The following is a 24,947-nucleotide window of genomic DNA, read 5'->3' as shown; positions in this document are numbered from 1 at the left end:
GGGCTGTTACGGCCGCAGAGCCCGCAGCAGCAGGTCGGCCAGGTGGTCGGCCACCTCCTGCGGGCTCATCGGTCCGTCCGGGCGGTACCACGTGGACAGGTGGTGGACGGACCCGAAGTGGTAGTCCACCACCAGGTCGGCCGGGGTCGCCGTGGAGAAGACGCCCGCCGACTGGCCCTCCTCGACCAGCGCCCGGAACCGCTCGTGGTACTTCCGCCGCTCGGCCCGCACCTGCTTGTTCTTCTCCGGGCTGAGGTGGTGCATGGACCGGAAGAAGATCATCGCGTCGTCGAGGTTCTCGATCGTCGTGACCACGACGTCCGCCGCCGCGGCCCGCAGCCGCTTCTGGATCGGCTCGTCGGTGCCCGCGAGCGCGTCGAGCCGCTCCTGCTGGACGCGCAGCACGCGCGCGTACACCTCGTGCAGGAGGTCGTCCTTGGAGCCGAAGTAGTGGTACAGCGCCCCCTTGGTGACGCCGGCCGCCTCGACGATCTCCTGCACCGAGGTGCGGTCGTAGCCCTGCTCGGCGAAGAGCCGGGTGGCGGCGGCCAGCAGCCGCTGCGGGACGGGCGTACCGTCTCCGTCCGTCGTCCTGGGCACTGTGCCGCCACCTGCCTTCCTGGAGGTCATTCACTGCCTTGCGGTTGGGAACGCAGTTCCCGACGGAGGATCTTCCCACTTGCCGTCTTGGGCAAGTCGGGCAGGATCTCCACCTGCCGCGGGTATTTGTAGGCGGCCAGTCTCTCCTTGCAGTAGGCGGCGAGCGCATCGGGGTCGGTTTCGGCACCCGGACGGAGGCTGATGTACGCCTTGACGGTCTCCCCGCGGTACCCGTCCGGCACCCCGACGACGGCCGCCTCCCGTACCGCCGGGTGCGTGTAGAGCACGTCCTCGACCTCGCGCGGCCACACCTTGAAGCCGGACGCGTTGATCATGTCCTTCTTGCGGTCGACGACGTAGAGCCAGCCCTGCGGGTCCATGAACCCGATGTCGCCCGTGCGCAGTTCACCGTCCGGGAAGGTCTCGGCGGTCGCGTCGGGCCGCCGCCAGTACCCGGGCACGACCTGCGGTCCGCGGACGACGATCTCGCCCTGCTCCCCGAAGGGCACCTCCGCGCCCTGGTCGTCGAGGATGCGTACGACGGTGTCGGGCCCCGGCACACCCACCGCGAGCGTCCCGGACACCGGGTCGACGGGCGCCTCCAGCTGGGGCGGCACGGAGGCGCAGGGCGCGGTGCACTCGGTCAGCCCGTAGCCGTTGCGGATGTACGGCCCGAAGCCGGCCCGGAACTTCTCCACCAGGGCGGGCGGCAGCGGGGCCCCGCCGGAGGAGATGTTGACGAAGGACGAGAAGTGCTCGCGGGTGACGTCCGGGTGGGCGGCCAGCGCCATGAACGCGGTCGAGGGGCCGACGGTGTAGTGCGGCTTGTGCTCGGCGAAGGCCTCCAGCACCACGCCCGCCTCGAAGCGGTAGGTCAGCACGAGCGTGCCCACGCTGTTCAGGCACGCCCCGAGCTGGCAGACCATGCCGGTGATGTGGAACAGCGGCGCGAGGGCGTAGTACACGGGCGCGTCGGGCAGCGCGAGCCCGGTCCGCTGCCGCTCGGCGTTGAACATGATGTTGCCGTGCGTGTTGGTGGCCCCCTTGGGGGTGCCGCTGGTGCCGGAGGTGTAGCTGATCAGCGCGATGTCCGCGGGCGTGAGCTCCCGGCCCTCGGGCGCCTTGTGCCCGGCGCGCGCGACCGCGGTCAGGTCGTCGGCGTCCTCCGCCCGCGGCAGCCGCTCGAAGCCGAGCACGCGCGCGTCCCCGCGGGTCTGGAAGTCCAGCTCGCACCCGGTGAGCGCGATCCGCACCGGCGAGCCGGCCGCCGTCTCGCGCAGGTACGACTCCCAGGCCCGGTCGGAGCAGATCAGCGCGGCCACCTCGCCGTCCCGCAGCACATGCCCGACCTCGCCCGCCTTGTACATGGGGTTGACCGGGACCACGGTCGCGCCCGCCTTCCAGGCGCCGAGCAGCGCGAGCACGAAGAGCGGGGAGTTCTGGAGCAGGATCGCCACCCGCTCCCCGCGCTCCAGCCCGCGGGCGGCGAGGTACCCGGCGACGGAGTCGCTGAGCTCGTCGACCTCGCGGTAGCTGAGCCGCCCGTCGAAGTAGGCCAGGAAGGGCCGCTCCGGCGCCTCGCCGACGGCTCGCCGCAGGGCGTGCACCAGCGAGTCGTCGGGCGCGATCGGACCGCGCTGGGCCTCGCTCAGCAGGCCGAGCCAGGGCTTGGCGGCGTACCGGGAGTCGCTCATCGGGCCTCCTCCCACTTCTGCTGGAGGTGGTTCATCCCGGCCAGCCACCGGTCGGGCGCGGCGGCCCGCGCCTGGTAGTACTCGGCGGCCTCGGGATGCGGAAGGATCAGGAACCGGTCCTCCTCGATGCCCCGGAACAGGGCCTCGGCCACGTCCTCCGGCTCCACGGCGGTCGGCTTGAGCACCAGGTCCCCCGCGCTCCCGGTGGCGGCGAGCATGTCGGTCCGCACGCCCTGCGGACAGATCGCGTGCACCTTGATCCCGCGGTGCCGGTACGTCAGCGACAGGTACTCGGCGAAGGCGAGCGCCCCGTGCTTGGTGACGGCGTAGGGAGCCGCCCCGATCATGGTCAGCAGCCCGGCGGCGGACACGGTCGACACGAACCGCCCGCTCCCCCGCTCCAGCCACGCCGGAAGCAGCGCGTGGGCCGCCCGTACGTGCGCCATGACGTTGACGTCCCAGGAGGCGGCCCAGGCGTGCTCGTCGAGCGGTGAGTCGGCGTTGCCCCCCTCGAAGGCGACACCGGCGTTGGCGCAGTAGACGTCCACGGTCCCGCCGAGGGCGTCGAGCGCGTCGGAGACGACCGAGGAGGCGTCCCCGGCCACGGCGATCCCCCCGACCTCCTCGGCCACGGCCTTGGCCCGCCCGGCATCGAGGTCGTTGACGACGACCCGAGCCCCTTCGGCAGCGAACCGCCGCGCAAGCGCAGCCCCGATGCCACCTCCCGCTCCGGTCACAACCACTCCGGCGTCATGCAGGGCTTCCACCATCGGTCTCCTTCGACTACGGCTCGACTGCGGGCCCAGACTAACCGGTCGGTATGTTCAAAGAAAGGGCGAGGGAAACCTACCCAGGGGCGCGGGGCTGTATCGATTTGCGGCTCCGCCGCGTGGGCGCGACAAGCCACAGACGACCGCAAGCTTCCCCACAACCGGCGGGAGCCATACCGTGCACAACATGCGCCTATCCAGACGAGCTCTCCTCGCAGCGACAACGGCAGCAGCCTCACTCACCTCAGCCCCACCGGCCTCGGCGGCCCGGCACAGGAAGCGCACCGGGTTCGAGAACCTCGCCGCATCGGGCTACGAACGACTCCAAGGCCAACGCGTAGGAATCGTCACCAACCCCACCGGCGTGACCCGCGACGTCCACCACATCGTCGACGTGATGCACGCCGACGAGAGGGTGAACCTGGGGGCCGTCTTCGGCCCCGAACACGGCTTCCGCGGCACCGCCCAGGCGGGCGGCTCCGAGGGCCGCTACGACGACCCCGCGACCGGCCTTCCCGTCTACGACACGTATCTGAAGAGCGGCCAGCCCCTCGCCGACATCTTCACCGCCTCCGCCGTGGACACGATCGTCTTCGACATCCAGGACGTCGGAGCCCGCTTCTACACCTACATCTGGACGCTGTACGACTGCATGGAGGCGGCCCAGCTCGCCGGCAAGCGTTTCGTCGTACTGGACCGCCCGAACCCCGTCACCGGCCGCCAGGCCCAGGGCCCGGTCCTGCACCGGGAGTTCGCGACCTTCGTGGGCCGGCAGCCGATCTCCCAGGCGCACGGCATGACCGTCGCCGAGCTGGCCCGCCTCTTCAACGGCGAGTTCCTCACCACCCCGGTCCCCCTGGACACCGTCCTGATGACGGGCTGGCGGCGCGAGGAGTTCTACGACGCCTGGGACCTCCCCTGGGTTCCGCCGAGCCCGAACATGCCCACCCCCGACACGGCACTCGTCTACTCCGGCACCTGTCTCTTCGAGGGCACGAACCTCTCCGAGGGGCGCGGCACCACCCGCCCCTTCGAACTCCTCGGCGCGGAGGGCCTGGACGGCCGCTGGGCCGCCGCCGCGAACGAACTCGGCCTGCCCGGCGTGCACTTCAGGGAGGCCTACTTCGCCCCCACGTTCTCCAAGTTCCAGGGGAAGACGATCGGCGGGGTGCAGATCCACGTCCACGACCGGCAGGCGTACGACCCCGTCCGCACCGGCGTCGGACTGCTCGTGACCGCGAAGAGGACCTGGTCCGGCTTCGCCTGGCGCTCCGACAACTGGATCGACAGGCTCACCGGCTCCACCCGGGTCCGCACGATGATCGACGCCGGCGCCAGCACCGACGAGGTCGTGGCCGGCTGGCGGGACGAGCTGAGGGCGTTCCGGCGGATTCGAAAGAATTACCTCCTCTACGGATGAGCCATGACGTATGGCCAACTTCGCCCGGTAGTAGGACGATGCGCACCACTGCGGGGGACGAGGGGGCCTGTCATGGCGGATCCGGCGATGAGTGTGACGCCGTACTGGGAGCTGACGTTCGACGCGGACGGCGACCCGGACACCGGCCGGCGGGACCGGCTGCTCACGGAGGTGGTGGCCCGGGGCGTCAGGGACCTGGTCGTCTTCTCGCACGGCTGGAACAGCGACCGCTCGGGGGCGACCCGGCTCTACAGCCACTTCTTCGCCCCGTTCCCGGAGCTGGCGCCGGCGGCGAAGCTCGGGTACGTGGGGGTCGTATGGCCGTCGATGCGGTTCTCCGACGAGCCGATCCCGGACTTCCCGCGGGCCGTGGCCGCCGAGCTGCCGCCGCGTCCGGTGCTCGACAAGGACACCCGGCACGCCCTGCTGGAGACCTTCCCCGGCCGGGCCACGGTGATCGACCGGTTGGCCCGGTTGCTGGACCAACAGCCGCGGGAGGAAACCGAGTTGGAGGAGTTCGGGCGGCTGGTGCGGCTGCTGGTGGAGATCGTGCCGCCGGGGCCGCAGGCGCTGTTCGGGGCGGACACGCTCGCCGAGGGGGTGCCGCAGGACGAGCCGGCGTTCCTCGCCGGGTCCACGGCGACCGTGTGCGAGGAGTTCGCGCAGGCCATCGCGGATCTCGAAGCCCCCGACGGGGCACGGGGGTTCACGATTCCCGACCCGTGGGACGGGGCGCACGAACTGCTGCGGCAGGGGACGTACTACGCGATGAAACGGCGTGCGGGCACGGTCGGTGAGCGCGGGCTCGGCCGGGTGATCGGGCAGCTCGCCGAGCGGGCGCCCGGGGTGCGGGTGCATCTCGTGGGGCACAGCTTCGGCGGCCGGCTGGTGTCGTTCGCGCTGCGCGGGCTGCCGGAGGGGGTGCACACGGTCAAGTCGGTCACCCTGCTCCAAGGGGCCTTCTCCCACTACGCGTTCGCGACCCGGCTGCCGCACGACAGCCGCGCGGGAGGCGTGCTCCAGGGGCAGCAGAACCGGGTCGACGGGCCGCTGGTGTGCTGCTACTCCAGCCATGACTCGGCGCTCGGCACGCTGTATCCGCTGGCCTCCCGGATGGCGGGGGACGCCCAGGGGGTCGCGGAGTTCGGCATCGGGCAGGTGCTGGGCGCCAAATGGGGTGCGATGGGCCACGACGGCGTGCAGGCGGTGCCCGGCACGCCGTCCCTGAAGCTCGCCGACGCCCTCAGGAGGCTTCCCACGAAGGGCTGTGTGAACGTCGACGCGGCGGCCGTGGTCCGGCGCGGCGGGCCGCCCTCCGGGGCCCACAGCGACATCGTCCACCGTGAACTGGCCCAACTGGTGCTGGCGGCGGGCCGTGTTCACTGACCCGCCGCCAACTTCCCCACTACTCGCGCGTGTTACCGGTGCGAGGTGAACTCCACCACCTGCTGGAAGGTCGGACGGTTCTGCCAGCTGATGTTGTAGTGCTTGATGCCGCCGAGGGTGCGCTGGACGATCGAGTCGGCGCACCACTGGTCGCCCGCCGAGCACAGGTCGTCGCCCGGGTAGACCTGGGCCGCCGTCTTGCCGGCCGCGGTCTTCAGGGTGCTGATGAGGATGTCCCGGCAGGCGCTGAGGCTGCCGCCGCCGCAGTACTTGCTGGCCAGCGGCCCCTGCACGCTCTCACCGAGGACCGCGCGGACGTCCTTGTCGACGTAGCTCCACCAGCCGTACTGGAAGGAGCTGCCCGCGTGGGCGCCGGTGGGGCCGTGCGCGGCCGACGGGGACTCGTCGACGGGCAGGTTGGCCTGGAAGGCGGTGTACAGGTCGGTGCCGAGGCCCGGTTCGAAGATGCCCTTGGCCAGCAGGGGCCACCACGCGTCCAGGATCCGGATCGCGTCGGCGTCGGCGTACTTCTTGGAACCGGCCGAGGTCTCGGTGCGCTTGCCGCCCGCCGTCAGCCAGGTCTGGAGCTTGGTCACCGCCGCCGCGGCGGTGGAGTCGGTGACCGTCGAGCTGTTGATCACCTTCAGCAGGTCGGGCAGGACGTCCTCGGCCCGCAGGTCGGCGAGGGAGGCGTCGGCCATGGCCTTCACCAGCGAGGCCCTGGTGACCCCGCCGGCCGCGACCAGCTTCTTGACCCGGTCCTCCAGCAGGTTGCCGCGGTGCACGGAACCGTCGCCCCAGGAGGCCGTCGCGTAGTCGAGCGCCTGTTTGTTGTTCCAGGAGATGTAGTAGTCCTGGTCGATCGAGTTGGGGTGCGCGGAGGCCGGGGTGTAGTCGGCGGTGTTGGTGGTCGGGTTCCAGTTCTTCCACTCGTACGCCGACTGCGCCCACACCGGGAACTCGGCGTCGACGCCGGACGCGCGCACCGGGTTGTTGCCGCTGTTGTAGTACGCGGTGTGCGAGGAGTCGGCGTAGAACCAGTTGAAGGTGTAGTTGATGTGCTGCACCGCGCTCTGGAAGGTCTGCGGGCTCTTGACGTAGTCCGGGTCGTTCAGCATCTGGAAGCCGATGATCGAGTCGGCCTCGTGCATGAAGGAGGAGCGCAGGGTGGTGTAGGCGACCTTCTTGCCGCCGACGGTCGCCCGGTACTCGACGGGCCCGTACTTCGTGCGCCAGACCCGCATCGTGTACGACCCCGCGGCGGTGCCGTCGGCCGTGGTCGGGGCCCAGGAGTTCTTCTGCTCGATCTTGTCCATGGCCGTGCAGGTGCCGTGGTACAGGTAGTGGTAGTCGTCCTGGCACAGCTCGACGGCGTAGGTGTCGATGATGTCCTGGCCGGAGGTCGTCGCGGACCACGAGTAGTCCTGGCCGCGGCCGAGCTCGACGTACATGCTCAGGCCCGCGAAGGAGGCGCCGCGGGCGCTGATGCCGGGGCCCTGGATCTCCTGGAGCATGAGGAGCTGCGGGGCGAAGTAGCCGGTCTGCGGTCCGAAGACGGCGACGGGGTGACCGCTGGCCGTGTACTTCCCGCTGACCACGAGGGCGTTGGACATGCCGCGCTTGGCGGAGGTGAGGGCGTTCGCGGTGGCCGTGGCGGAGGCCGCGCTCGCGCTCTGGTCGGCGCCGGTGCCCGTGGCGTCGTAGACCAGCGGCTCGGTGCTCACCGAACCGGCGTCGGGCAGCGCCTCGCCCTGGGGGTTCGAGGGCTTGCCGGCGTACGGGAAGCTCTCGCCGTTGTGGACGGTGAGGACGGCCTCCGGGTCGTTGCGCTCCCGGAAGGACTCCCAGACCTCGGTGCCCTTCGTCACGCCGTACCGCTCCTGGGCGGCCATCAGCGAGATCGCGTTGTTGACCTCGCCGCCGCCTCCGGAGCCGAAGAGGGCGCCGATGACGGAGGCCAGCGCGACCAGGTCGGTGATCTTGAAGTGGTCGATGGTGCCGGCGTTGGTGACGGAGTCCTTGTGTCCGGTCAGGACGTACTCGCCGGGGAAGTAGCGGCCGCTGTCGGAGGCGTCGATGTAGGCGTTGATGCCGGCGAGGTAGGCGTTGGCGTCGGCGAGTGCCTGCTGGCCGCGGGCGCCGTTGGCCGCGACCGCGTTGTCGATCTGCGCCTGGAGGTCGGCCTCGCTGTAGGGGGCGTTGCGCCAGAACTGCTGCTCCAGGCCCTGGTTGGAGGCGGCGCCGCCCGCGAAGGCGGTCAGCTGGCCGCGGCCCACGTGCCGGAAGACGTCCATGAGCCACAGCCGGTCCTGGGCGGCCGCATAGCCCGCGCCGAACTCGGTGCCGTATCTGGTGGTACCGGTGATGTGCGGCACACCCGTCTTCTTGTCGCGGACGATCGTCACGTCGGTGCGGCCGGCGGGACTGAGGGTGGAGGCGACCTGGTCGGAGGGGACCCCGAACGACGCGTCGTTGAAGAACGTATTGATGGTGGAGTTGGTGAGCGTGGGGTACCCCTTGGCCAGGTTGGCGTAGGGGCCGAGCTGGTCCTCGGCGTGGTCGGGCTGACTGCCGAAGGCCTGGTTGAGGAGGATCTGCGCGAGGGTCGCGTTGCCGTTCTCGCCGGGCGGCAGGATGTCGGAACACTGGCCGCCGCAGTAGTCGTTGGAGGCGGCCGCGGTGGCCGTGGTCTGCGCGAGCGGGGACAAAAGACCCGCAACCAGGACGCATATGGATGCCGACTTCAGGAACCCGGAGAGTCTGCCGGGAGTTCTCAGTCTGTCAAGGAGGGTGCGCGAGTTACGCCGAGGCATGGCAGCTCCAACCGACGGGGGGTGTGCCGGGACGTTACCGCCGGTATCCCCGGGATTGAAGATGAACATGCGTCAAGTTTTGGCAGGGGTGCGTGGGCTTATGGAGGGCATCGGAAATCGGATGGAGCCAAATCGCTTGTCGATACGTCTATTCGGCGACGTCCGAACGACGACGCCGAAGTGACCGAAGTACAGGTGCAGGTGTGACGGAGGTGCAGGGCGATGGCCGGTTTCCGGAGTCTGGCGAGACAGGTGCGAGATCCGCGGTGCGATCTGGCGCTTCGGCGCTACTCGCTGCGCAAGTGCCTTGAGCGGTTCGCTCCGTACGGGCACAGGGCGACCTGGGACCATTTGTGCTCCCGGGCGGGATTCGGTCCCGAGGACCGCTCCCCCGACCCAGCGCGGCTCGTGGCCGCACTGGAGGAGTTGGAAGAGGCCCGCTCGGTCTGGCTCGCCTACGAGGTCGAGTTCGCCGAGCGGCGCAAGAAGGAGAAGCACGACGGGTTGCGCAGGCCGGGCAGTGTCGACGACTGGCACCGGCTGACCTGGGGCGGGTTCGGTGTCGCGTGGTGCGACGACCCCCGCGTCCACCCCGATGAACCGCTGGCGGAGGTGCTGCGCCGGCTGATCTCCGCGCTGGAGCGCGAGCCGGGCGCGGTGTGCCCGGTGTGCGACGGGGAGCGGCTCGTCTGGAAGTACGAACTGGACCACGAACCCTCGACCGGTCCGGTCTGCGCGGACTGCGGAATCCTGGTGCCGCGGCCCGTGCTCACCCCGGAGGCCCTGGCGGACGCCAGGCGCGGACGGCTGCTGATGTCGGCCTAGAGCGAGTGCGCGCTGGGGGTGCGCCGGGGATGCCGCACCCCCTGTTTCTGTCGGTCCGTGGGGTGACCGCTGGCATCATCGAGTGATGGTGCAGGTGTGTCTCAACGGTCCGCGCGGGGCCGCCGACGGGTCGGCGGTGCCCCTGACGCCCTCGGCGCTGGCCGAGTCGGCGGCCGAGGCCGTGGCGGCGGGCGCCACGGACATCCACGTTCACCCCAAGACACCGTGCGGGCAGGACACTCTGTCGCCGCGCGCGGTCGCGGAGACGCTCGAGGCGATCCGTGCGCGGGTGTCGGTCCCGGTCGGGGTGACCACCGGCGCCTGGGCCGAACCGGACCCGGCGGCCCGGCTCGCCCGTGTCCGGGCCTGGACGGTGCTGCCCGACCACGCCTCGGTGAACTGGCACGAGCCCGGTGCCGAGTCGATGGCCGCGGCGCTGCTCGACCTGGGGGTCGGCGTGGAGGCCGGCGTCTGGTCGGGGACCGACGCGGCCGAGCGGTTCGCGGTGTCTCCGCTCGGACCGAGGGTGCTGCGGGTCCTGGCCGAGGTGATGGACACCGGGGCACCGGAGGCTTCGGCACGCGCCCTCCTCGCCGCACTCGGCCCGGCCCACGGCCGCCCCGTACTGCTGCACGGCGAGGACGGCGGCGCGTGGCCGGTGCTGCGGCTGGCCGGGAGCCTCGGCCTCGCGACCCGGATGGGCCTGGAGGACACGCTCCTCCTGCCGGACGGCCAACCCGCGCTGTCCAACGCTCAGTTGATCACCGGGGCACTGGCCCAGTACGGATGCGCCCAGCGGTCGTCGTAGGGCAGGCCGAGGAGTTCGGCACGGATCGCGAGGTGCGGCTCACCCCGGGCCAGCAGGCGGTCGGGGGCGTGCCGGGAGAGCCAGGTCCGCAGATCGACCACGGCCGCCTCCTCGCCGTAGAGGAACCAGTGGAACGGCGAGTCGTCGACGAGGAGTTTCCCCAGCCACCAGTCGACGCACTCGGCGAGATGCCCGTCGGCGACCGGGCTCGCGTGCCAGCGGTCGAGCAGCGGGGTGACCGAGCGCAGGATCGAGGCGCACAGTTCGAAGATCTCGACGATCCAGTACGGCGGCTTCGGCGTGGTGAGGACCTCCCCCCACCAGGCGAGCACGAACGCCTCCACGGCGGCGGACTGTTCCGCGGGCCAGGTGCGCCAGTCGACCATGGCGAGTCCGTGGAAACCGAGGCCGAGCGGCTCCATCTCCCCCATGACCAGCGCCCGCGCGCCCTGCGGCAGCAGTCGGCGCATCGCGGCCGCGTGGTCGTCGAAGTGGCCGGACACCTCGAAGGTGTACATCCGCAGCACGTCGGCCGGAATCCGGGTGTACGGCGTGCGCAGGTACGCGGCCTCCTCCGGGAGGTGGCAGAGCCCGCAGGCCTGCTCAGTAGGGCTGCTGAAGCCGTTGAAGACCGTCTCGATGTCGGCGAGGGCCGCGTCAAGGGCCGGTGACGTCATGGGAGTTGATCCCGTCAGGACTCCGGGCACGGCGTCACCGCCGGCCGAAGATCGCGACGCTACCAGGGCCGGGGTGGGGGGGCCAGCGGGTTTTTGGACCGCCGCGATCCGGCCTCCGCTGCATGCGGCGTTCGCCAGGGAGGCGTGAGTCCCCCACCACCGGCTCGGCTCAGCCGCACCCCTCCGTCTCCTGGTCCGGTCGCCGCGCCCGGCCCCCGTTCCGCTGCCGTCCCCCGCTCTGCTCCACCAGCAGGCGCGATCCCGTGTGGCGGTCGCCGAAGACGTCGTCCGGGTTGGACAGGACGCAGGTGTCCAGGGAGAGGCAGCCGCAGCCGATGCAGTCGGTGAGGTGGTCACGCAGCCGGTTCAACTGCTTGATGCGCTCGTCCAGTTCGGAACGCCAGGCCTCGGAGAGGCGCGCCCAGTCCTCGCGGGTGGGCGTGCGTTCCTCGGGGAGTTCGGAGAGGGCCTCGCGGATCGTGGCCAGCGGGATGCCGACCCGCTGCGCGGCCCGCACGAAGGCGACCCGGCGCAGCGCGTCACGGGAGTAGCGGCGCTGGTTGCCCGTGGTGCGGCGGCTGCTGATCAGGCCCTTGGACTCGTAGAAGTGCAGGGCGGAGACGGCGGCGCCGCTGCGGGCGGCGAGCTGGCCGACCGTGAGCTCGTGGATCTTCTCGGGAATCTGGGGCACCCCTCGAACCCTACCCATGCCCTCACCCCGTGGTCCGTTGACAGGGGCTCTCCGGCCGACCATGCTAAGCAGTCGCTTAGACACGATGTGGCGAGGAGGCCGGGACATGGCAGAGCCGAGGATCTTCACGGGCGCCGACGACCTGAAGGCGGCGGTGGGCGAGGAACTGGGGTACACCGACTGGCTGGAGGTGGACCAGAAGCGCATCGACCTGTTCGCCGAGGCCACCGGCGACCACCAGTGGATCCACGTCGACCCGGAGAAGGCCGCCGCGGGTCCCTTCGGCACGACCATCGCGCACGGCTACCTCACGCTGTCCCTGCTGCCGCTCTTCGGACCTCAGCTGATCAAGGTCGAGGGCGTGAAGATGGGCGTCAACTACGGCACGAACAAGGTCCGTTTCCCCGCACCGGTCCCCGTCGGCTCCCGGCTGCGCGCCACCGCGCGGATCACCGGCGTCGACGACGTGGCGGGCGGCGTGCAGGTCACCGTCGCCTTCAGCGTGGAGCGCGAGGGCGGGGACAAGCCGGTGTGCGTGGCGGAGTCGGTCTCCCGCTACTACCTCTGAGCGGCTACTTCGCCGCCCCCACCATCCGCAGCACGAGGTCGGCGTCGAGCGCGCCGACCTCGTCCGGCGTCCAGGGGCCGTCGACGTTGAACCAGCGGGCCACGTCGATGCAGAGCGACATCACGGCGAGGGTGGTGCCCTTGACGTCGAGGACGTCGAACTCGCCGGAGGCCACGCCGTCCTCGATGATCCCGCGCACCTCGGCGTCGCACTGGCGGCGCAGGTCGAGGATCTCGGCACGGGCGTCGGGGCCGAGGGAGTCGAGTTCGTACTGGACGACCCGGGCGGTGGTACGGCCGCCGGCGTGCCAGCGGACGAAGGAGCTCACGGCGTCGGCGAGCCGCTCGGTGGCGGTGCCCTCGCGGCGGGCCGCGACCTGGAGGATCTCCAGGGCCTTGGCGTGGCCGATCCGGCTGATGCGGTGGAGCAGCTCTTCCTTGGTCTTGTAGTGGATGTAGAGCGCGGCGGGGCTCATGCCGGCCCGGCCCGCGATGTCGCGGGTCGTGGTGGCGTGGTAGCCGCGCTCGGCGAACGCCTCCACCGCGGCAATGAGCAGCCGCCGTGCCGCGTCGGGCGTGACCTCACCCCACGCCGACGTCTCGCCGCCGGCCGTCTCCTCCGCCGTACTCATCACACGCCCCTCTCCCACTGTTCAGAGCCCCCACCATACCGCCGAACCTGAGCGAGCGCTTAGCCAGTGTGCGGGGAGGCAGCTCCGGGAGGTGCGTCGGTGGGGTCACCGACCCCGCTCACAGCTTCTCGAAGGGGTCGTGTTCGGCGAGGAGCTTCTCCAGGCGGGCCTGGTCGACCCGGCTGACGATCTGACCGGCCTCCTGGCGGTCGCGGATGACCTTGGCCAGGGTGAAGGCCGAGGTGACGAGGTACAGGACGGCGATGGCGAGGAAGCCGCGCACCCAGGCGTCGGCGTTCAGCCGGAAGATGCCGATCGCGGTGGCGGCCATGGCCACGGCGAAGGAGGCGACGGCCTGTCCGTAGAAGGCCGCCGTGTTCTGCTGCTTGACCGGTGTGTCACTCATGGCAGGAGTCTCGGCCGTCCGTGACCCCCGCCACATCCGCTCAGGTACTCAGGCGGTACTCAGAACGCCGACACACCCGTCAGCGCCCGCCCGATCACCAGCTTCTGGATCTGGCTCGTGCCCTCGTACAGGGTCATCACGCGTGCGTCCCGCAGCAGTTTCCCCGCCGGGTACTCGTCGATGTAGCCGTAGCCGCCGAACACCTGGAGCGCGTTGTTCGCGGCCCGCACCGCCGCCTCCGAGGCGAACAGCTTGGCCTTGGAGGACTCCACGGCGAAGGGCCGGCCGCGGTCGATCAGATCGGCCACCCGCCAGGTCAGCAACCGCGCCGCGTCCACGTCGACGGCGATGTCGCTGATCAGCTCCTGGACCAGCTGGTGCCCCGCGATCGGCTTCCCGAACTGCTCGCGCTCACCGGCGTACCGGACCGCCGCGTCCAGCGCGGCCTGCGCGATCCCCACGCACCCCGCCGCCACCGACATCCGCCCCTTGGCCAGCGCGGACATCGCGACGGAGAACCCCTTGCCCTCGGCACCCAGCATCGCGGAGGCCGGCACCCGCACCCCCTCCAGGACCAGCTCGGCGGTCGCCTGTCCGCGCAGCCCTAGCTTGCCGTGGATGGTCCGGCGGGTCAGACCGGGGGTGTCGGTCGGCACGAGGAACGCGGAGACACCCTTGTGCCCGGGCCCGTCCGTCGAGCGGGCGAACAGCAGCACCACATCGGCCCAGGTCCCGTTCGTGATGAACATCTTCGTGCCGTCGATGACGTACTCGTCCCCGTCCCGCACCGCACGCGTGGCAAGGTTGCCCGCGTCGGAGCCGGTCCCCGGCTCGGTGAGGCCGAAGCAGCCCACGTACTCCCCGGAGGTGAGACCCGGCAGCCAGCGCAGCTTCTGCTCCTCGCTCCCCCACGCGGCGACCGTCTTGGCGACCAGTCCCAGCGAGACGGACACGATCCCGCGCACCGAGGAATCACCCCGCCCCAGCTCCTCGGTGACCAGGCAGTACGCGAGATGGTCGCCGCCCGAGCCGCCGTACTCCTCGTCGATCGTCAGCCCGAGGAACCCCACCTCGCCGAGCTTCTTGACGATCGAACGGTCGACCTCCTCGGCGCGGTCCCAGGCGACGACATGGGGGGCGATCTCACGGTCCACGAAGTCCCGTGCCAGCCGCCGGACGGCGGTCTGCTCCTCGCTGAGCCCCAGGTCGACCACGAGATCACCTCACTGTGAGAGATACACCTTTAAATTAGCACTGCTAGTTTGTCGTTCGTAGCCCTACTATGTGCGCCATGGCCCGACCGCGCAAGCCCCTCCTCAGCACCGACCGGATCGTCGAGACGGCCCGCGCGCTCGTGGACTCGGAGGGCCTGGCGGGCCTGTCCACCCGTCGGCTCGCCGCGGAACTCGGGGTCAGCGGCCCGTCCCTCTACAACCACTTCCGCACCAAGGACGAGATCCTGGAGGCGGTCGCCGACTCGGTGAGCGCCCAGGTCGACCTGTCGATGTTCGAGGACGGCCGTCCCTGGCGGACCGCCCTGCACGACTGGGCCGTCTCCTACCGTGCGGCCCTGCGCGACCACCCGAACATCGTGCCGGTCCTGGCCCAGGGCCCCGGCCGCCGCCCCGCCGGGCTGCGCCTCGCCGACGCGGTCTACGGCGCGATGGTCGACGCGGGCTGGCCCCCGGCACAGGCGACCTCCATCGGCGCGCTGATGCGCTACTTCATCATGGGCTCGGCGCTCGGCTCCTTCGCCGGCGGTTTCGTGGACGACGCGAGCGCGTACGACCCGGCCGACTACCCCCACCTCGGCCAGGCCCATCTCCTCGCCGAACAGCAGGAGAAGATCGACGAGCGGGCCTTCGAGACGGGTCTCGGGGCCCTGCTGGACGGACTCGCGCAGCAGTACGAGCAGGTCGGACGCACCGGATAGCCACAGTTCGGTGAGCGCCGAAGCATCGCTCCCGCATGCTGGATGCCATGACCAAGGACCCGCAGGCACCCCAGCTGGCGAGGCTCGCCGCGCTCATCGCCGACGAGACCCGGGCCGCCTGCCTCCTGGCCCTGCTGGACGGCCGGGCCTGGACGGCGGGTGAGCTGGCGCGCCACGCGGGAGTCGCCGCGTCGACCGTGAGCGAACACCTCGGCAAGCTGGTCGCGGGCGGTCTGCTGACCGAGGAGCGCCAGGGCCGCCACCGGTACGTACGCCTGGCCGACGCGCGGGTGGCCCACCTGGTGGAGGACCTGGCGGCCCAGGTCTCCCCGGACACCGTCCAACGCCCCCGCAGCCTGCGGGAGTCGAGCGCGGGCTCGGCGATGGCCCGGGGCCGCACGTGCTACGACCACTTGGCCGGGCGCCTGGGCATCGCGGTCACGGACGCCCTGACGACGCGTCGACTGCTGCGCCAGGACACGGGTTTCGCGCTGACGGAGGCGGGGCTGAAGTGGTTCGAGGAGACAGGCATCCCCCTCGTCCGCACCGGCCGCCGCCCCCTGGCCCGGGCCTGCCTGGACTGGACGGAACGCCGCCCGCATCTGGCCGGGGTCGCGGGAGCGGCCCTGTGCCGACACGCGCTCGCCGAGGGCTGGTGCGTCCGCATCGGCTCGGAGCGGGCGGTGAAGGTGACCGCAGCGGGAGAACAGGCACTGGAGGACCTCTTGGGGATCGCCGGACCAACGCTGCGCTGAGCGCCCTTCAGGGGCTCGGGACCGGGTCGATATGCGGCTCCGCCGCGCGAGCGCGACCAGCCCCCACCCACCCGCAGACGGCGACGCACCCGTCCGAAATCCGCGAGCTTCCGAACCCGCACCTCCCTACCCTCAGGAGCATGATGAACCCCCGCCGCACCGAACTCCTGGCCGCCGGCGCGGCCACGGTGACCGTGATCCTCTGGGCCTCCGCCTTCGTCTCCATCCGCAGCGCGGGTGCCGCCTACTCGCCCGGCGCCCTGGCCCTGGGACGGCTGCTGTCCGGCGCGCTCGCCCTGGGCGCGATCTGTCTGATACGGCGGGAGGGCCTGCCCCCGCGTGCGGCCTGGCGCGGCATCGCGGTCTCCGGGGTCCTCTGGTTCGGGCTGTACATGGTCGTCCTGAACTGGGGCGAGCAGCAGGTCGACGCCGGCACCGCGGCGCTGGTCGTGAACATCGGTCCGATCCTGATCGCCCTGCTCGGCACCCGTCTGCTCGGGGACGCGATGCCGCCCCGGCTGCTGGCGGGCATGGCGGTCTCCTTCGCGGGCGCGGTCACCGTGGGCCTGTCGATGTCGGACGACGGCGGCTCCTCGGTGCTCGGCGTGGTCCTGTGCCTCCTCGCGGCGATCGCCTACGCCGGCGGAGTCGTGGCCCAGAAGCCGGCGCTGGGCTCGGGCACCCCGCTCCAGGTGACGGCCTTCGGCTGTCTCATCGGCGCCGTCGTGTGCCTCCCGTTCGCCGGGCAGCTGGTGTCGGAGGCGGCCGACGCGCCCGCCTCGGCCACACTGAACATGGTCTACCTGGGCGTCTTCCCGACCGCCCTGGCCTTCACCACCTGGGCCTACGCCCTGGCCCGTACGACCGCGAGCCGGATGGGCGCGACCACCTACGCGGTGCCCGCCCTGGTCGTCCTGATGTCCTGGCTGTTCCTCGGCGAGATCCCGGGCCTGTTCACGCTCGCGGGAGGGGTGTTGTGCCTGGCGGGTGTGGCGGTGTCCCGCTCCCGGCCACGGCGGAGCGCCGCGGCCCCGGTGACGGCACCGGAGCCGCGGCCCGAGAAGGCGTCAGACCCCGCGTGAACGCGCCCTGCCCGCAAGGACCTTGATGCACAGGAGCGCGATCACCGACAGGCCGATGATGTACCCGGACACCGCCATCGACGTCCCCGTGGCCTCCAGCAGCAGCACCATGAGGAAGGGCGCGAGCCCACCGCCGAGCACGGCGGCGATCTGGTAGCCGAGGGAGGCTCCGGTGTAGCGCATCTCCGGGGTGAACAGCTCGGCGAACAGGGCGGCTTGGGGGCCGTACATGATGCTCAGGAAGCATCCGGCGACGAAGGTGCCGACCGCCAGCCACAGCAGCGACCCGGTGTCGATGAGCAGGAACATCGGTACGGCCCACAGGGCGATGCCGACCGCGCCGAGGGCGTAGATCCGGATACGGCCGAGGCGGTCGGAGAGCGCGGCGGCGGCCGGGATCAGCACCAGCTGGGTGAGGCTGACGCAGAGCGAGACCATGAGGACCGCACTCTTCTTCATGTCGAGCTCGCGGGTCGTGTAGTCGAGGACACCGGTGATCAGGATGTAGAAGGTGGCGGTGTTCACCGCGAAGGAGCCGCCCGCGAGCAGGACCGTGCCGAGGTGGTGGCGCAGGATCGTGCGCAGCGGGGAGTTCTGCCCGGCCTGCTCCTTCTCGGCCAGCTCTCGCTCCGCCTGCCGGAATTCGGGGGTCTCCTCGACCTTGGTGTGGATGTACCAGGCGAGCGCGAGGACGAACAGGCCGATGAGGAACGGGATTCGCCATCCCCAGGCCGCGAAGGCGGTGTCCGTGGTGAACGCCCCGGCCAGCAGGAAGACCGTGTTGGCGGTCACCACGCCGATGGGGACGCCGAGTTGGACCACGCTGCCGTAGAGGCCGCGCTTGCCCTCGGGGGCGTACTCGGTGGCCAGCAGCATCGCGCCGCCCCACTGCGCGCCGACCGCGACGCCCTGCACGACCCGCAGGAGGACGAGCAGGATCGGGGCGGCGACGCCGATCGTGTCGTAGGTCGGCAGCAGGCCGATGCCCGTGGTGGCGAGGCCCATGAGGGTGAGCGCGAGGACCAGCATGGGCTTGCGGCCACGCTTGTCGCCGAGTTGGCCCGCGACGATGCCGCCGATCGGGCGGGCGAGGAAGCCGACCGCGAAGGTGGCGAAGGCGGCGAGGACGCCGGCGGAGGAGCTGCCCGCCGGGAAGTACAGGTCACCGAGGACCAGGGCGGCGGCTATGCCGAAGACGAAGTAGTCGTACCACTCGACGGCGGAGGCGAGCGCGGCCGCGGTGGCGACGCGACGGCGGTGGGGAGTCGCCGGCGCGGTGACGGAAGTGGGCTGAGCGGTAGGGGCCGTGTCCATGCAGTGCACACTCCGATGGGTGCGTGGGGACGTTGGCGGCTGAACATACTGACCGGACGGTATGGGGTCAACGGGTGTGCGGGAAGGTTGCCCGGAGCACCTGAGAGGGGGCTCCGGGCGACCTGTGGATCAGGGGGAGCCGAGAGGGGCTCCCGGAATCCCGTGGGTCAGAACACCACCAGGGCCCTGCCGCCCTTGCCCGCCAGCATGTTGTCGAAGGCCGCCGGGATGCCGTCCAGCGCGATCCGCTCGGTCACCAGCATCCCGAGGTCGAGGCGGCCCGCCCGGACGTGCTCGGCCAGCACCGGCAGGTCCTCGGCGGGGTCGGAGTCGCCGTAGACACAGCCCGCGAGGGTGCGGCCCCAGTGGAAGATCTCCAGGGCGTTGAACGTGACCTGCTGGTCCTTGCCGCCGATGCCGACGACCGTCGTACGGCCGCCGCGGCGGGTGGAGTCCCAGGCGGTGCGGATGGTCGACGCGCGACCGACGCACTCGACGGCGACGTCGACGCCCTGCCTGCCGGTGAGACCCCTGATCTCGCGGGCGGTGTTCTCGGAGGCGATCACGTAGTCGGTGGCTCCGGCGGCGCGCGCCAACTCCTCCTTCTCCGGGGACACATCAACCGCGACGATCTTCGAGGCGCCCGCGATCCGGGCGGCCTGGAGCGCGGCCAGGCCCACTCCCCCGACCCCGTACACCGCGACCGTCTCGCCCTCGCGGACCCGCGCCGAGTGGTGGACGGCGCCGTAGCCGGTGAGGACCGCGCAGCCCAGGAGGGCCGCGTCGGTGAGCGGGATGCCGTCGGGGAGGGGCAGGAGGCAGAACGCGGGGACGACCGTCTCCTCGGCGAACGCGGCGACGTTCAGGCCCGGGTGGAGGTCGGTGCCGTCGGCGGTGCGGGCGTAGACGTCGGCGGCGCCGTTGAGGGCGTTGGCGCACAGCCACACCTCGCCGAGCGCGCAGGCGTGGCAATCACCGCAGGAGGGAGCCCAGTTGAGGACTACTCCGGCGCCGGGCGCCACCCCGGTGACCCCCTCCCCCACGGCGACGACCGTGCCCGCGCCCTCGTGGCCGAGGACGGCCGGGACGGGGACGCGCATGGTGCCGTTGGACAGGGACAGGTCGGAGTGGCAGACCCCGGCGGCGGCGAGCCGGACCCGGACCTGGCCGGGGCCGGGGTCCGGGAGCTCGATGTCGGTGACCTCCAGGGGAGCGCCCACGGCGGGAAGGACGGCGGCACGAACCACGGGAAGGCTCCTCAGAACTGGAGGGACTTGGTCTGGAGGTACTCGGCGAGACCGTGCGAGCCGAGCTCGCGGCCGACGCCGGACTGCTTGTAACCGCCGAACGGGGCAAGGGGGTTGAAGCGGCCGCCGTTGATGTCGACCTGGCCGGTGTCCATCCGGCGGGCGAAGGCCACCGCCTCCGACTCGTCGCCCGCCCAGACGGCGCCCGCGAGGCCGTAGACCGTGCCGTTGGCGATGCGCAGGGCGTCCTCCTCGTCCTCGTAGCGCAGGATCGACAGGACCGGGCCGAAGATCTCCTCCTGCGCGATCGTCATGTCGGGGGTGACATCGGCGAAGACGGTCGGGGCGACGAAGTAGCCCTGCTCGCACGGGGATTCGGGGCCGCCCGCGACCAGCCGGGCGCCCTCGGCGACGCCCTTCTCGATGTAACCCCGCACCCGTGCCTGCTGCTTGGCGTTGACGACGGGGCCGATGCGCTCGCCGTACTTCGCGGCAGCGGCGGCGGCCAGCTCGACGGCCTCGTCGTACTGGTCGCGGTGGACCAGCATCCGGGTCCAGGCGCTGCATGTCTGGCCGGAGTTGGACATCACGTTGGCGACGCCCACGTTGACCGCCTTGGCGAGGTCGGCGCTCGGCAGGATGACGTTGGCGGACTTGCCGCCGAGCTCCAGGGCGACCTTCTTCAGCGCGGCACCGGCGGTCGCGCCGATCTGCCGGCCGACCGCGGTGGAGCCGGTGAAGGAGACCAGGTCGACCTCGGGGTGCTCGGCGAGCGCCTGACCGGCGACCGGGCCGAGGCCGGTGACCAGGTTGAAGACACCGGCCGGGACACCCGCCTCGTGGACCGCCTCGGCGAAGAGCTGGGCGACGAGGGGGGTGTCCTCGGCGGGCTTGAGGACGACCGTGCAGCCGGCGGCGAGGGCCGGGGCGACCTTGGCGACGATCTGGTGCAGCGGGTAGTTCCAGGGCGTGATCGCGGCGACGACGCCGATCGGCTCCTGGTGGACGGTGGAGTTGCCGACCTTCTCCTCGAAGGGGTGGGTCGCGGCCAGCTCGGCGTAGGAGCCGGCGACCGCGACCGGTACGGCCGCGTGGACGTTCTGCGAGAACTTCAGGGGCGAGCCGAGTTCGGCGGTGACCGTCTCGGCGATCTCGTCCTTGCGGGCGGCCAGGACGTCCCGGAGGGCGGCCAGCCGGGCGGCCCGCTCGGCCGGGGTGGTCGCGGCCCAGGCCGGAAGGGCGGCGCGGGCGGCCCGTACGGCGAGGTCGACGTCCTCGGCGGTGCCCGCCGGGACCCGCCCGACGACCTGTTCGTCGACCGGGTTCACGACCTCGATCACGTCCGGGCCGGTGGCCGGGCGCCACTCGCCGTCGATGTACATGCCGTCGTGCGCCTTCATGGTGCGTCCTCCCGGGCTGGGCCGTGTCGTCCGGCTCACAAAGTCCAGCCCACAAACTAGCGGCGATAGTTTTTCGACGCCAGGGCGGGGCCGGGCGGTCGGCGAACATCACAACCGGAGCGTTCCGAACCTCACAACCGAGCGTGCAGGGACATCAGAAGTCGACGCGGGCCCGCTCGTCCACCCTCGCCACGGCCTCCTGCCCGAACTCCTTCTCGTAGGCCTGCCGGATCCCCTCGATCCTCCGGTCGCTCACGGCGGCCCGTGCCACCGGGTACAGCAGGATCAGCTCGTACGACCGCTCCTTCTCGATCGCCCCGCTCACGTCCCGCCACTGCCCGCGCCCGCTCTGCACGGTCAGTCCGTCGGGGAACTCCGGGGTGACCTCGCTGTCGACGAAGGCCATGAACTGCGCGTCGGTGACGGCCGGCCCGCCGTCCGGCCGCTCGGTGCCGAAGAACAGCTGCGTCTCGATGCACGGCGCTCCCCGCTCCGGCGCATTTCGCTCCGGTGCATTTCGCTCCGGCGCATTTCGCTCCGGTGCCTTTCGCTCCGGTGCCTTTCGCTCCGGCACCGCGGAGTCGGCCTCGGCGAGGCCGGCGTAGGCGGTGGGCGCGGCGGCGAGCAGGAGGCCGGCGACGGTCAGGGCGACCCTGGTGCGGGTGAGGTGCGGTTGCATGGCACCTGCCTAGCGGGCACCCGGCACCAAGCCCCGTCGACCCGCGCTCAGTTCACTCGTCCAGGTCGGGAACGTGGTCCGGGGACGGGCAGATGCGTTCGCCGTGCTGGTCGAAGACGAACAGGTGGGAGATGTCCACGAGGAGGGGGACCTGCATACCGCGGCGGAGGTCGATGTCCGGGGTGGTGCGGACGACCAGGTCGCCGGGGAGGCGGGGGTCGGGCGGCGTGGGCTCGGGGGCGGGGGCCGGCGTGTCCTCCAGGACCACGACGGGGCCCGCCCGCAGGGAACCCGCGCGCTCCTTGAGGCGGTCCAGGACCGTGCCGTCGCGGCGGCGCCGGGCGGCCGGGCGCGCGGCGGGGCGCGCGGCCTCCAGGTCGGCGACGACGGCCGGGCTGGAGCCGGTGTTGAAGTGCACGAGGATTTCGTGCCCCTGGAACTCCACGTGCTCCACCAGGCCGGTGATCGGCATCTCGCCCGGGCGGGCGGAGGCGGGGTGGGCGATGCGGATGGCCTCCGAACGCAGGCCCACGATGACCTCACGTCCTTGCTGCACGCGGAGCAACTGGTGGTCCAGGGACAGCGGTTCGGGCAGCCGCAGGTACTGCTTGCCGAGGCTGATGGTCATGGCGCCGTCCAGCGGGGCCCGGACCAGGCCGCGCAGGAGGTTGATGCGCGGGGTGCCGATGAAGGCGGCGACGAAGACGTTGCGGGGCAGGGCGTACACCGAGCGCGGGGTGTCGACCTGCTGGAGGACTCCCCCGCGCAGTACGGCGACCCGGTCGCCGAGCGACATGGCCTCGGCCTGGTCGTGGGTGACGTAGACCGTGGTGACGCCCAGTTCGCGGGTGAGGCTCGCTATCTCGGCGCGCAGGTGGTTGCGGAGCTTGGCGTCGAGGTTGGACAGCGGTTCGTCCATCAGGAAGGCGGAGGGGTGGCGGGAGATGGCCCGGCCCATCGCCACGCGCTGGCGTTCACCGCCGGAGAGCTGGCCCGGGTAGCGGTCGAGGAGGTCCTCGATGCCGAGCATGCGGGCGGTGGCGTCCACGCGTGGGCGGGGGTCCTGGCCGGGGGCCTCGATGCGGAGCGGGAAGCCGATGTTCGCGCGGTTCGTCATGTTCGGATAGAGGGCGAAGTTCTGGAACACCATCGCCATCCGGCGCTCGGCGGGCCCCAGGTCGTTGGCGTACTCGCCGTCGAGCCTGAGCTCGCCCTCGGTGATCTCCTCGAGGCCGGCGATCATGCGTAGCACGGTGGACTTGCCGCAACCGGAGGGGCCGAGCAGGACGAGGAACTCGCCGGGTGCGACGTCCAGCGAGAGACGGTCCACCACCCTGGCTCCTCGGGTGTACGTCTTGCTCACGTCGTGCAGGGTGATGGCGCGTGTCATGGCAGTGCCCCCGGGGGCTGTATCAGGCGTTGGTGCTCCGCGGTCGGAAGACCCCGGCCGGCTCGCACGGGGCTGTGAGTCACGGAAGTTAACGGAATGCACCCGGCGGGGGGAAGAGACTGGGCGGGATCCGGCGTTCCCGTCCAACCACCGAGAAAGCGGACGACCGCATTCAGCGAGCGGCCACGCTCCTCGACGGCCACGGCTCGGGGGTCGGGGGCCCTGGACTCCAGGGCTCTGCCACCTGTGGCCCGGGAGTCCGCGGCCCGGGAGTTCGCAGCCCGCGGCTCTGAGGCTCCGGGGTCCGGGACACGGGACTCTGGGGGCCGGGACTCTGGGGCCCGAGGCTCTGGGATCCGGGACTCCTGGACCCGGGACTCCTGGGCCCGGGACTCTGGGGTGCACGGGCCTGGGGCTCGCGGGTCCGGACCAGGTGGGCGAAGACGACCACGTTGCTGGTGTAGCCGGTCCGTCTCGTGAAGAGTCCGCCGCAGGTGATCACGCGCAGTTCCGGGCGCCGGGACGGGCCGTAGACCTCCTTGTCGGGGAAGCCCGCCTTGTCGAAGATCTTCACCCGGTCCACCTGGTAGACGGCGGTACGGCCGTCCGCGCGCCGCGCCTCGATCACCTTGCCCGGCTTCACCTGGGCGAGCCCGGCGAAGACGGCGGGGCCGGTCATGGTGTCACGGTGGCCCACGGCGATCGCCGTGCCGGACTCGCCGGGCGTCGGCCCCCCCTGGTACCAGCCCACGAGTTTCGGCTTGTCGACCGGGGGCGTCGCCAGCTCCCGGCCCTTGATGAGCCCGAGGGCCATGACCGGGGCGTCGATGCCGAGGGACGGGATGCGCACGGACGTCGGCCGGGACCTGGTCAACGGCCGGGGCGGTGGCGTGCGCGGGGGCTTGCGGGGTGGCGTGCTTCGCGGGGGACGGCGGGCCGAGGGGGTCGCCCTCACGGCTGCATCGCCCTGCGCCCCACCGGCCACCTCCGCGCCCGCCCCACCGGCGGCCTCCGCCTCCGGGCCGGCGGCCGCCACGGCGTCCGGGCCGCCGGGCCCGTCCGGCAGGGGCGGCCCGTCATCCGCCGTGCACCGCACCCCCGTGGTCACCAGGACGACTGTGAGCAGGGCCGTCCTGGTGAGACGGTAGGCGCGGGTCCGGTACCAGGGCCTGCGTCTGCGCCTACGCGGCGCCATGGGGCCGACGGCGGTTCTGCCGGAAGTACGCGACACCGCCGACCGCCACCAGGCCGACCGCCGCGGCGCCGGCCACCGGCGCGTACGCGGCCGCGGTGTCGACGAGACCGCCACCACCCGCGTGCACACCGCCCTTGGGGCCGTTGGGGTCGTTCTGCCCCCAGGCCGCGCCGCCACCGTGCTGCTGGTCCTCGATCTGGTCGCCCGGACGACGGCCGCCGTCACGCTTGTCGTCATGGCAGTTGACGTGGAAGACCTTCTTCTTGGTGGCACCCGCCACGATCCAAGTGATCTCGTACTGCCCGTCCGCCACCCCCAGCGCGTCGGTGTGACCGGCACCGCCGGCGAGCTGGATGGCGCCGGTCACGGTCGCGGCGCTGGCCAGCGGAGGCTGGGGGGTGATGGTGTACGGGATGGTGGTGAGGGAGTCGAAGTTGACGGCGTCCAGGTAGAACTTGCAGACCCTGGAGTCCTCCTTCGACACGCCGTAGGGCACGCCCACGCGGTGGATCCTGATGTCGCCGTTCTCTCCTGCGGCCGAGGCGGCGGGTGCCGCCACCCAGGAGGCGCCGGACGCGGCGAGGGCGGTGAGGATGACAGTGGCACCCGCGCGGGCGCGGAGACCATGTGGGAGTGTCAGGCTGGGCATGCGCGCTCCTCCGA

Annotated in this window: 23 protein-coding genes and 1 pseudogene; 8 read left to right on the top strand and 16 right to left on the bottom strand. The window is 71.6% G+C overall.

The genetic code is table 11. The features are described 5' to 3' along the window. Positions 1-6: 6 nt before the first annotated feature. From OHN19_RS34690 to OHN19_RS34680, 3 genes are read right to left on the bottom strand one after another with little or no spacing between them, the layout of a single operon-like run. On the bottom strand, positions 7-600 hold the full coding sequence (locus OHN19_RS34690) for a TetR/AcrR family transcriptional regulator (RefSeq protein WP_330267981.1): 594 nt from the start codon (positions 598-600) through the stop codon (positions 7-9). Positions 601-626: 26 nt separating this feature from the next. Then, positions 627-2,294 (bottom strand): class I adenylate-forming enzyme family protein, encoded by a 1,668-nt coding sequence (locus OHN19_RS34685; RefSeq protein ID WP_330267980.1) that lies wholly within the window; start codon positions 2,292-2,294, stop codon positions 627-629. Then, the gene (locus tag OHN19_RS34680) at positions 2,291-3,064 is read right to left on the bottom strand and encodes an SDR family oxidoreductase (RefSeq protein WP_330267979.1); all 774 of its coding nucleotides are present in this window, start codon (positions 3,062-3,064) and stop codon (positions 2,291-2,293) included. Before OHN19_RS34680 ends, OHN19_RS34685 begins: the two co-directional genes overlap by 4 nt. Positions 3,065-3,251: 187 nt before the next feature. Here OHN19_RS34680 and OHN19_RS34675 point away from each other — a divergent pair, with 187 nt between their 5' ends. Continuing rightward, positions 3,252-4,484: a DUF1343 domain-containing protein gene (locus OHN19_RS34675; protein WP_330267978.1), complete on the top strand. Its 1,233-nt coding sequence runs from the start codon at positions 3,252-3,254 to the stop codon at positions 4,482-4,484. Positions 4,485-4,556: 72 nt separating this feature from the next. Further along, positions 4,557-5,870, top strand: a complete 1,314-nt coding sequence (locus tag OHN19_RS34670) for a serine-threonine protein kinase (protein WP_330267977.1) — start codon at positions 4,557-4,559, stop codon at positions 5,868-5,870. 32 nt (positions 5,871-5,902) lie between these two features. Here the strand turns inward: OHN19_RS34670 and OHN19_RS34665 are convergent, their stop codons facing one another. Beyond that, the gene (locus OHN19_RS34665) at positions 5,903-8,683 is read right to left on the bottom strand and encodes a penicillin acylase family protein (RefSeq protein ID WP_330267976.1); all 2,781 of its coding nucleotides are present in this window, start codon (positions 8,681-8,683) and stop codon (positions 5,903-5,905) included. Positions 8,684-8,905: 222 nt separating this feature from the next. On the opposite strand from OHN19_RS34665, the gene OHN19_RS34660 reads away from it, so the two are divergent. Continuing rightward, positions 8,906-9,508 (top strand): hypothetical protein, encoded by a 603-nt coding sequence (locus OHN19_RS34660; RefSeq protein WP_330267975.1) that lies wholly within the window; start codon positions 8,906-8,908, stop codon positions 9,506-9,508. 85 nt (positions 9,509-9,593) lie between these two features. Further along, positions 9,594-10,316, top strand: coding sequence for a 3-keto-5-aminohexanoate cleavage protein (locus OHN19_RS34655; protein ID WP_330267974.1), 723 nt, complete (start codon positions 9,594-9,596; stop codon positions 10,314-10,316). On the opposite strand, the gene OHN19_RS34650 is transcribed toward OHN19_RS34655, so the two are convergent. Continuing rightward, positions 10,262-10,993, bottom strand: coding sequence for a hypothetical protein (locus OHN19_RS34650; protein WP_330267973.1), 732 nt, complete (start codon positions 10,991-10,993; stop codon positions 10,262-10,264). The two genes, OHN19_RS34655 and OHN19_RS34650, sit on opposite strands and share 55 nt — an antisense overlap. Positions 10,994-11,162: 169 nt before the next feature. Then, positions 11,163-11,684 (bottom strand): redox-sensitive transcriptional activator SoxR, encoded by a 522-nt coding sequence (soxR, locus tag OHN19_RS34645; RefSeq protein WP_330267972.1) that lies wholly within the window; start codon positions 11,682-11,684, stop codon positions 11,163-11,165. Positions 11,685-11,790: 106 nt separating this feature from the next. Here soxR and OHN19_RS34640 point away from each other — a divergent pair, with 106 nt between their 5' ends. Further along, positions 11,791-12,252, top strand: a complete 462-nt coding sequence (locus tag OHN19_RS34640; RefSeq protein ID WP_062241742.1) for a MaoC family dehydratase — start codon at positions 11,791-11,793, stop codon at positions 12,250-12,252. 4 nt (positions 12,253-12,256) lie between these two features. Here the strand turns inward: OHN19_RS34640 and OHN19_RS34635 are convergent, their stop codons facing one another. From OHN19_RS34635 to OHN19_RS34625, 3 genes are all read right to left on the bottom strand, one after another. After that, entirely contained in the window at positions 12,257-12,883 is a 627-nt protein-coding gene (locus OHN19_RS34635; RefSeq protein ID WP_330267971.1) for a TetR/AcrR family transcriptional regulator, read from the bottom strand. A gap of 118 nt (positions 12,884-13,001) precedes the next feature. Beyond that, on the bottom strand, positions 13,002-13,289 hold the full coding sequence (locus OHN19_RS34630; RefSeq protein WP_330267970.1) for a YiaA/YiaB family inner membrane protein: 288 nt from the start codon (positions 13,287-13,289) through the stop codon (positions 13,002-13,004). Between the two features lie 59 nt (positions 13,290-13,348). After that, the gene (locus OHN19_RS34625) at positions 13,349-14,503 is read right to left on the bottom strand and encodes an acyl-CoA dehydrogenase family protein (RefSeq protein ID WP_330267969.1); all 1,155 of its coding nucleotides are present in this window, start codon (positions 14,501-14,503) and stop codon (positions 13,349-13,351) included. Positions 14,504-14,580: 77 nt separating this feature from the next. Between OHN19_RS34625 and OHN19_RS34620 the strand changes: the two genes are divergently transcribed. From OHN19_RS34620 to OHN19_RS34610, 3 genes are all read left to right on the top strand, one after another. After that, the gene (locus OHN19_RS34620; protein ID WP_330267968.1) at positions 14,581-15,222 is read left to right on the top strand and encodes a TetR/AcrR family transcriptional regulator; all 642 of its coding nucleotides are present in this window, start codon (positions 14,581-14,583) and stop codon (positions 15,220-15,222) included. 35 nt (positions 15,223-15,257) lie between these two features. Beyond that, complete coding sequence (locus tag OHN19_RS34615; protein ID WP_419249554.1) at positions 15,258-15,977, top strand: ArsR/SmtB family transcription factor; 720 nt, start codon at positions 15,258-15,260, stop codon at positions 15,975-15,977. Positions 15,978-16,120: 143 nt separating this feature from the next. After that, the gene (locus OHN19_RS34610) at positions 16,121-17,059 is read left to right on the top strand and encodes a DMT family transporter (protein WP_391196305.1); all 939 of its coding nucleotides are present in this window, start codon (positions 16,121-16,123) and stop codon (positions 17,057-17,059) included. Here OHN19_RS34610 and OHN19_RS34605 read toward each other — a convergent pair. The 7 genes and pseudogenes from OHN19_RS34605 to OHN19_RS34575 all read right to left on the bottom strand — a co-directional run bounded on the left by OHN19_RS34605 (position 17,045) and on the right by OHN19_RS34575 (position 24,933). Next, positions 17,045-18,373 (bottom strand): MFS transporter, encoded by a 1,329-nt coding sequence (locus OHN19_RS34605; RefSeq protein WP_330267965.1) that lies wholly within the window; start codon positions 18,371-18,373, stop codon positions 17,045-17,047. The two genes, OHN19_RS34610 and OHN19_RS34605, sit on opposite strands and share 15 nt — an antisense overlap. 167 nt (positions 18,374-18,540) lie before the next feature. Continuing rightward, positions 18,541-19,620, bottom strand: a complete 1,080-nt coding sequence (locus OHN19_RS34600) for a Zn-dependent alcohol dehydrogenase (protein ID WP_330267964.1) — start codon at positions 19,618-19,620, stop codon at positions 18,541-18,543. An 11-nt stretch (positions 19,621-19,631) separates the two neighbouring features. Then, the gene (locus OHN19_RS34595; RefSeq protein ID WP_330267963.1) at positions 19,632-21,020 is read right to left on the bottom strand and encodes an aldehyde dehydrogenase family protein; all 1,389 of its coding nucleotides are present in this window, start codon (positions 21,018-21,020) and stop codon (positions 19,632-19,634) included. Positions 21,021-21,174: 154 nt separating this feature from the next. Next, positions 21,175-21,699, bottom strand: coding sequence for a DUF3574 domain-containing protein (locus tag OHN19_RS34590; protein ID WP_330267962.1), 525 nt, complete (start codon positions 21,697-21,699; stop codon positions 21,175-21,177). Between the two features lie 52 nt (positions 21,700-21,751). Next, positions 21,752-23,089, bottom strand: coding sequence for an ABC transporter ATP-binding protein (locus OHN19_RS34585; protein WP_330267961.1), 1,338 nt, complete (start codon positions 23,087-23,089; stop codon positions 21,752-21,754). Positions 23,090-23,504: 415 nt separating this feature from the next. Then, positions 23,505-24,284, bottom strand: a pseudogene (locus OHN19_RS34580) (class F sortase); the annotation flags it as partial. Next, positions 24,271-24,933: a hypothetical protein gene (locus OHN19_RS34575; protein ID WP_330267960.1), complete on the bottom strand. Its 663-nt coding sequence runs from the start codon at positions 24,931-24,933 to the stop codon at positions 24,271-24,273. The gene OHN19_RS34575 and the pseudogene OHN19_RS34580, both read right to left, overlap by 14 nt. Positions 24,934-24,947: the final 14 nt, after the last annotated feature.

Source organism: Streptomyces griseorubiginosus, from assembly GCF_036345115.1.
Taxonomy (GTDB): domain Bacteria; phylum Actinomycetota; class Actinomycetes; order Streptomycetales; family Streptomycetaceae; genus Streptomyces; species Streptomyces griseorubiginosus_C.
This window is presented reverse-complemented; position numbering and strand designations above follow the sequence as displayed.

What these genes read in the sequence shown, in the direction of transcription:
- OHN19_RS34685 (WP_330267980.1), bottom strand. Translation starts at nt 2,294, where the DNA reads ATGAGCGACTCCCGGTACGCCGCCAAGCCCTGGCTCGGCCTGCTGAGC.
- OHN19_RS34680 (WP_330267979.1), bottom strand. Translation starts at nt 3,064, where the DNA reads ATGGTGGAAGCCCTGCATGACGCCGGAGTGGTTGTGACCGGAGCGGGA.
- OHN19_RS34675 (WP_330267978.1), top strand. Translation starts at nt 3,252, where the DNA reads ATGCGCCTATCCAGACGAGCTCTCCTCGCAGCGACAACGGCAGCAGCC.
- OHN19_RS34670 (WP_330267977.1), top strand. Translation starts at nt 4,557, where the DNA reads ATGGCGGATCCGGCGATGAGTGTGACGCCGTACTGGGAGCTGACGTTC.
- OHN19_RS34665 (WP_330267976.1), bottom strand. Translation starts at nt 8,683, where the DNA reads ATGCCTCGGCGTAACTCGCGCACCCTCCTTGACAGACTGAGAACTCCC.
- OHN19_RS34660 (WP_330267975.1), top strand. Translation starts at nt 8,906, where the DNA reads ATGGCCGGTTTCCGGAGTCTGGCGAGACAGGTGCGAGATCCGCGGTGC.
- OHN19_RS34655 (WP_330267974.1), top strand. Translation starts at nt 9,594, where the DNA reads ATGGTGCAGGTGTGTCTCAACGGTCCGCGCGGGGCCGCCGACGGGTCG.
- OHN19_RS34650 (WP_330267973.1), bottom strand. Translation starts at nt 10,993, where the DNA reads ATGACGTCACCGGCCCTTGACGCGGCCCTCGCCGACATCGAGACGGTC.
- OHN19_RS34640 (WP_062241742.1), top strand. Translation starts at nt 11,791, where the DNA reads ATGGCAGAGCCGAGGATCTTCACGGGCGCCGACGACCTGAAGGCGGCG.
- OHN19_RS34635 (WP_330267971.1), bottom strand. Translation starts at nt 12,883, where the DNA reads ATGAGTACGGCGGAGGAGACGGCCGGCGGCGAGACGTCGGCGTGGGGT.
- OHN19_RS34630 (WP_330267970.1), bottom strand. Translation starts at nt 13,289, where the DNA reads ATGAGTGACACACCGGTCAAGCAGCAGAACACGGCGGCCTTCTACGGA.
- OHN19_RS34620 (WP_330267968.1), top strand. Translation starts at nt 14,581, where the DNA reads ATGGCCCGACCGCGCAAGCCCCTCCTCAGCACCGACCGGATCGTCGAG.
- OHN19_RS34615 (WP_419249554.1), top strand. Translation starts at nt 15,258, where the DNA reads ATGCTGGATGCCATGACCAAGGACCCGCAGGCACCCCAGCTGGCGAGG.
- OHN19_RS34610 (WP_391196305.1), top strand. Translation starts at nt 16,121, where the DNA reads ATGAACCCCCGCCGCACCGAACTCCTGGCCGCCGGCGCGGCCACGGTG.
- OHN19_RS34605 (WP_330267965.1), bottom strand. Translation starts at nt 18,373, where the DNA reads ATGGACACGGCCCCTACCGCTCAGCCCACTTCCGTCACCGCGCCGGCG.
- OHN19_RS34595 (WP_330267963.1), bottom strand. Translation starts at nt 21,020, where the DNA reads ATGAAGGCGCACGACGGCATGTACATCGACGGCGAGTGGCGCCCGGCC.
- OHN19_RS34590 (WP_330267962.1), bottom strand. Translation starts at nt 21,699, where the DNA reads ATGCAACCGCACCTCACCCGCACCAGGGTCGCCCTGACCGTCGCCGGC.
- OHN19_RS34585 (WP_330267961.1), bottom strand. Translation starts at nt 23,089, where the DNA reads ATGACACGCGCCATCACCCTGCACGACGTGAGCAAGACGTACACCCGA.
- OHN19_RS34575 (WP_330267960.1), bottom strand. Translation starts at nt 24,933, where the DNA reads ATGCCCAGCCTGACACTCCCACATGGTCTCCGCGCCCGCGCGGGTGCC.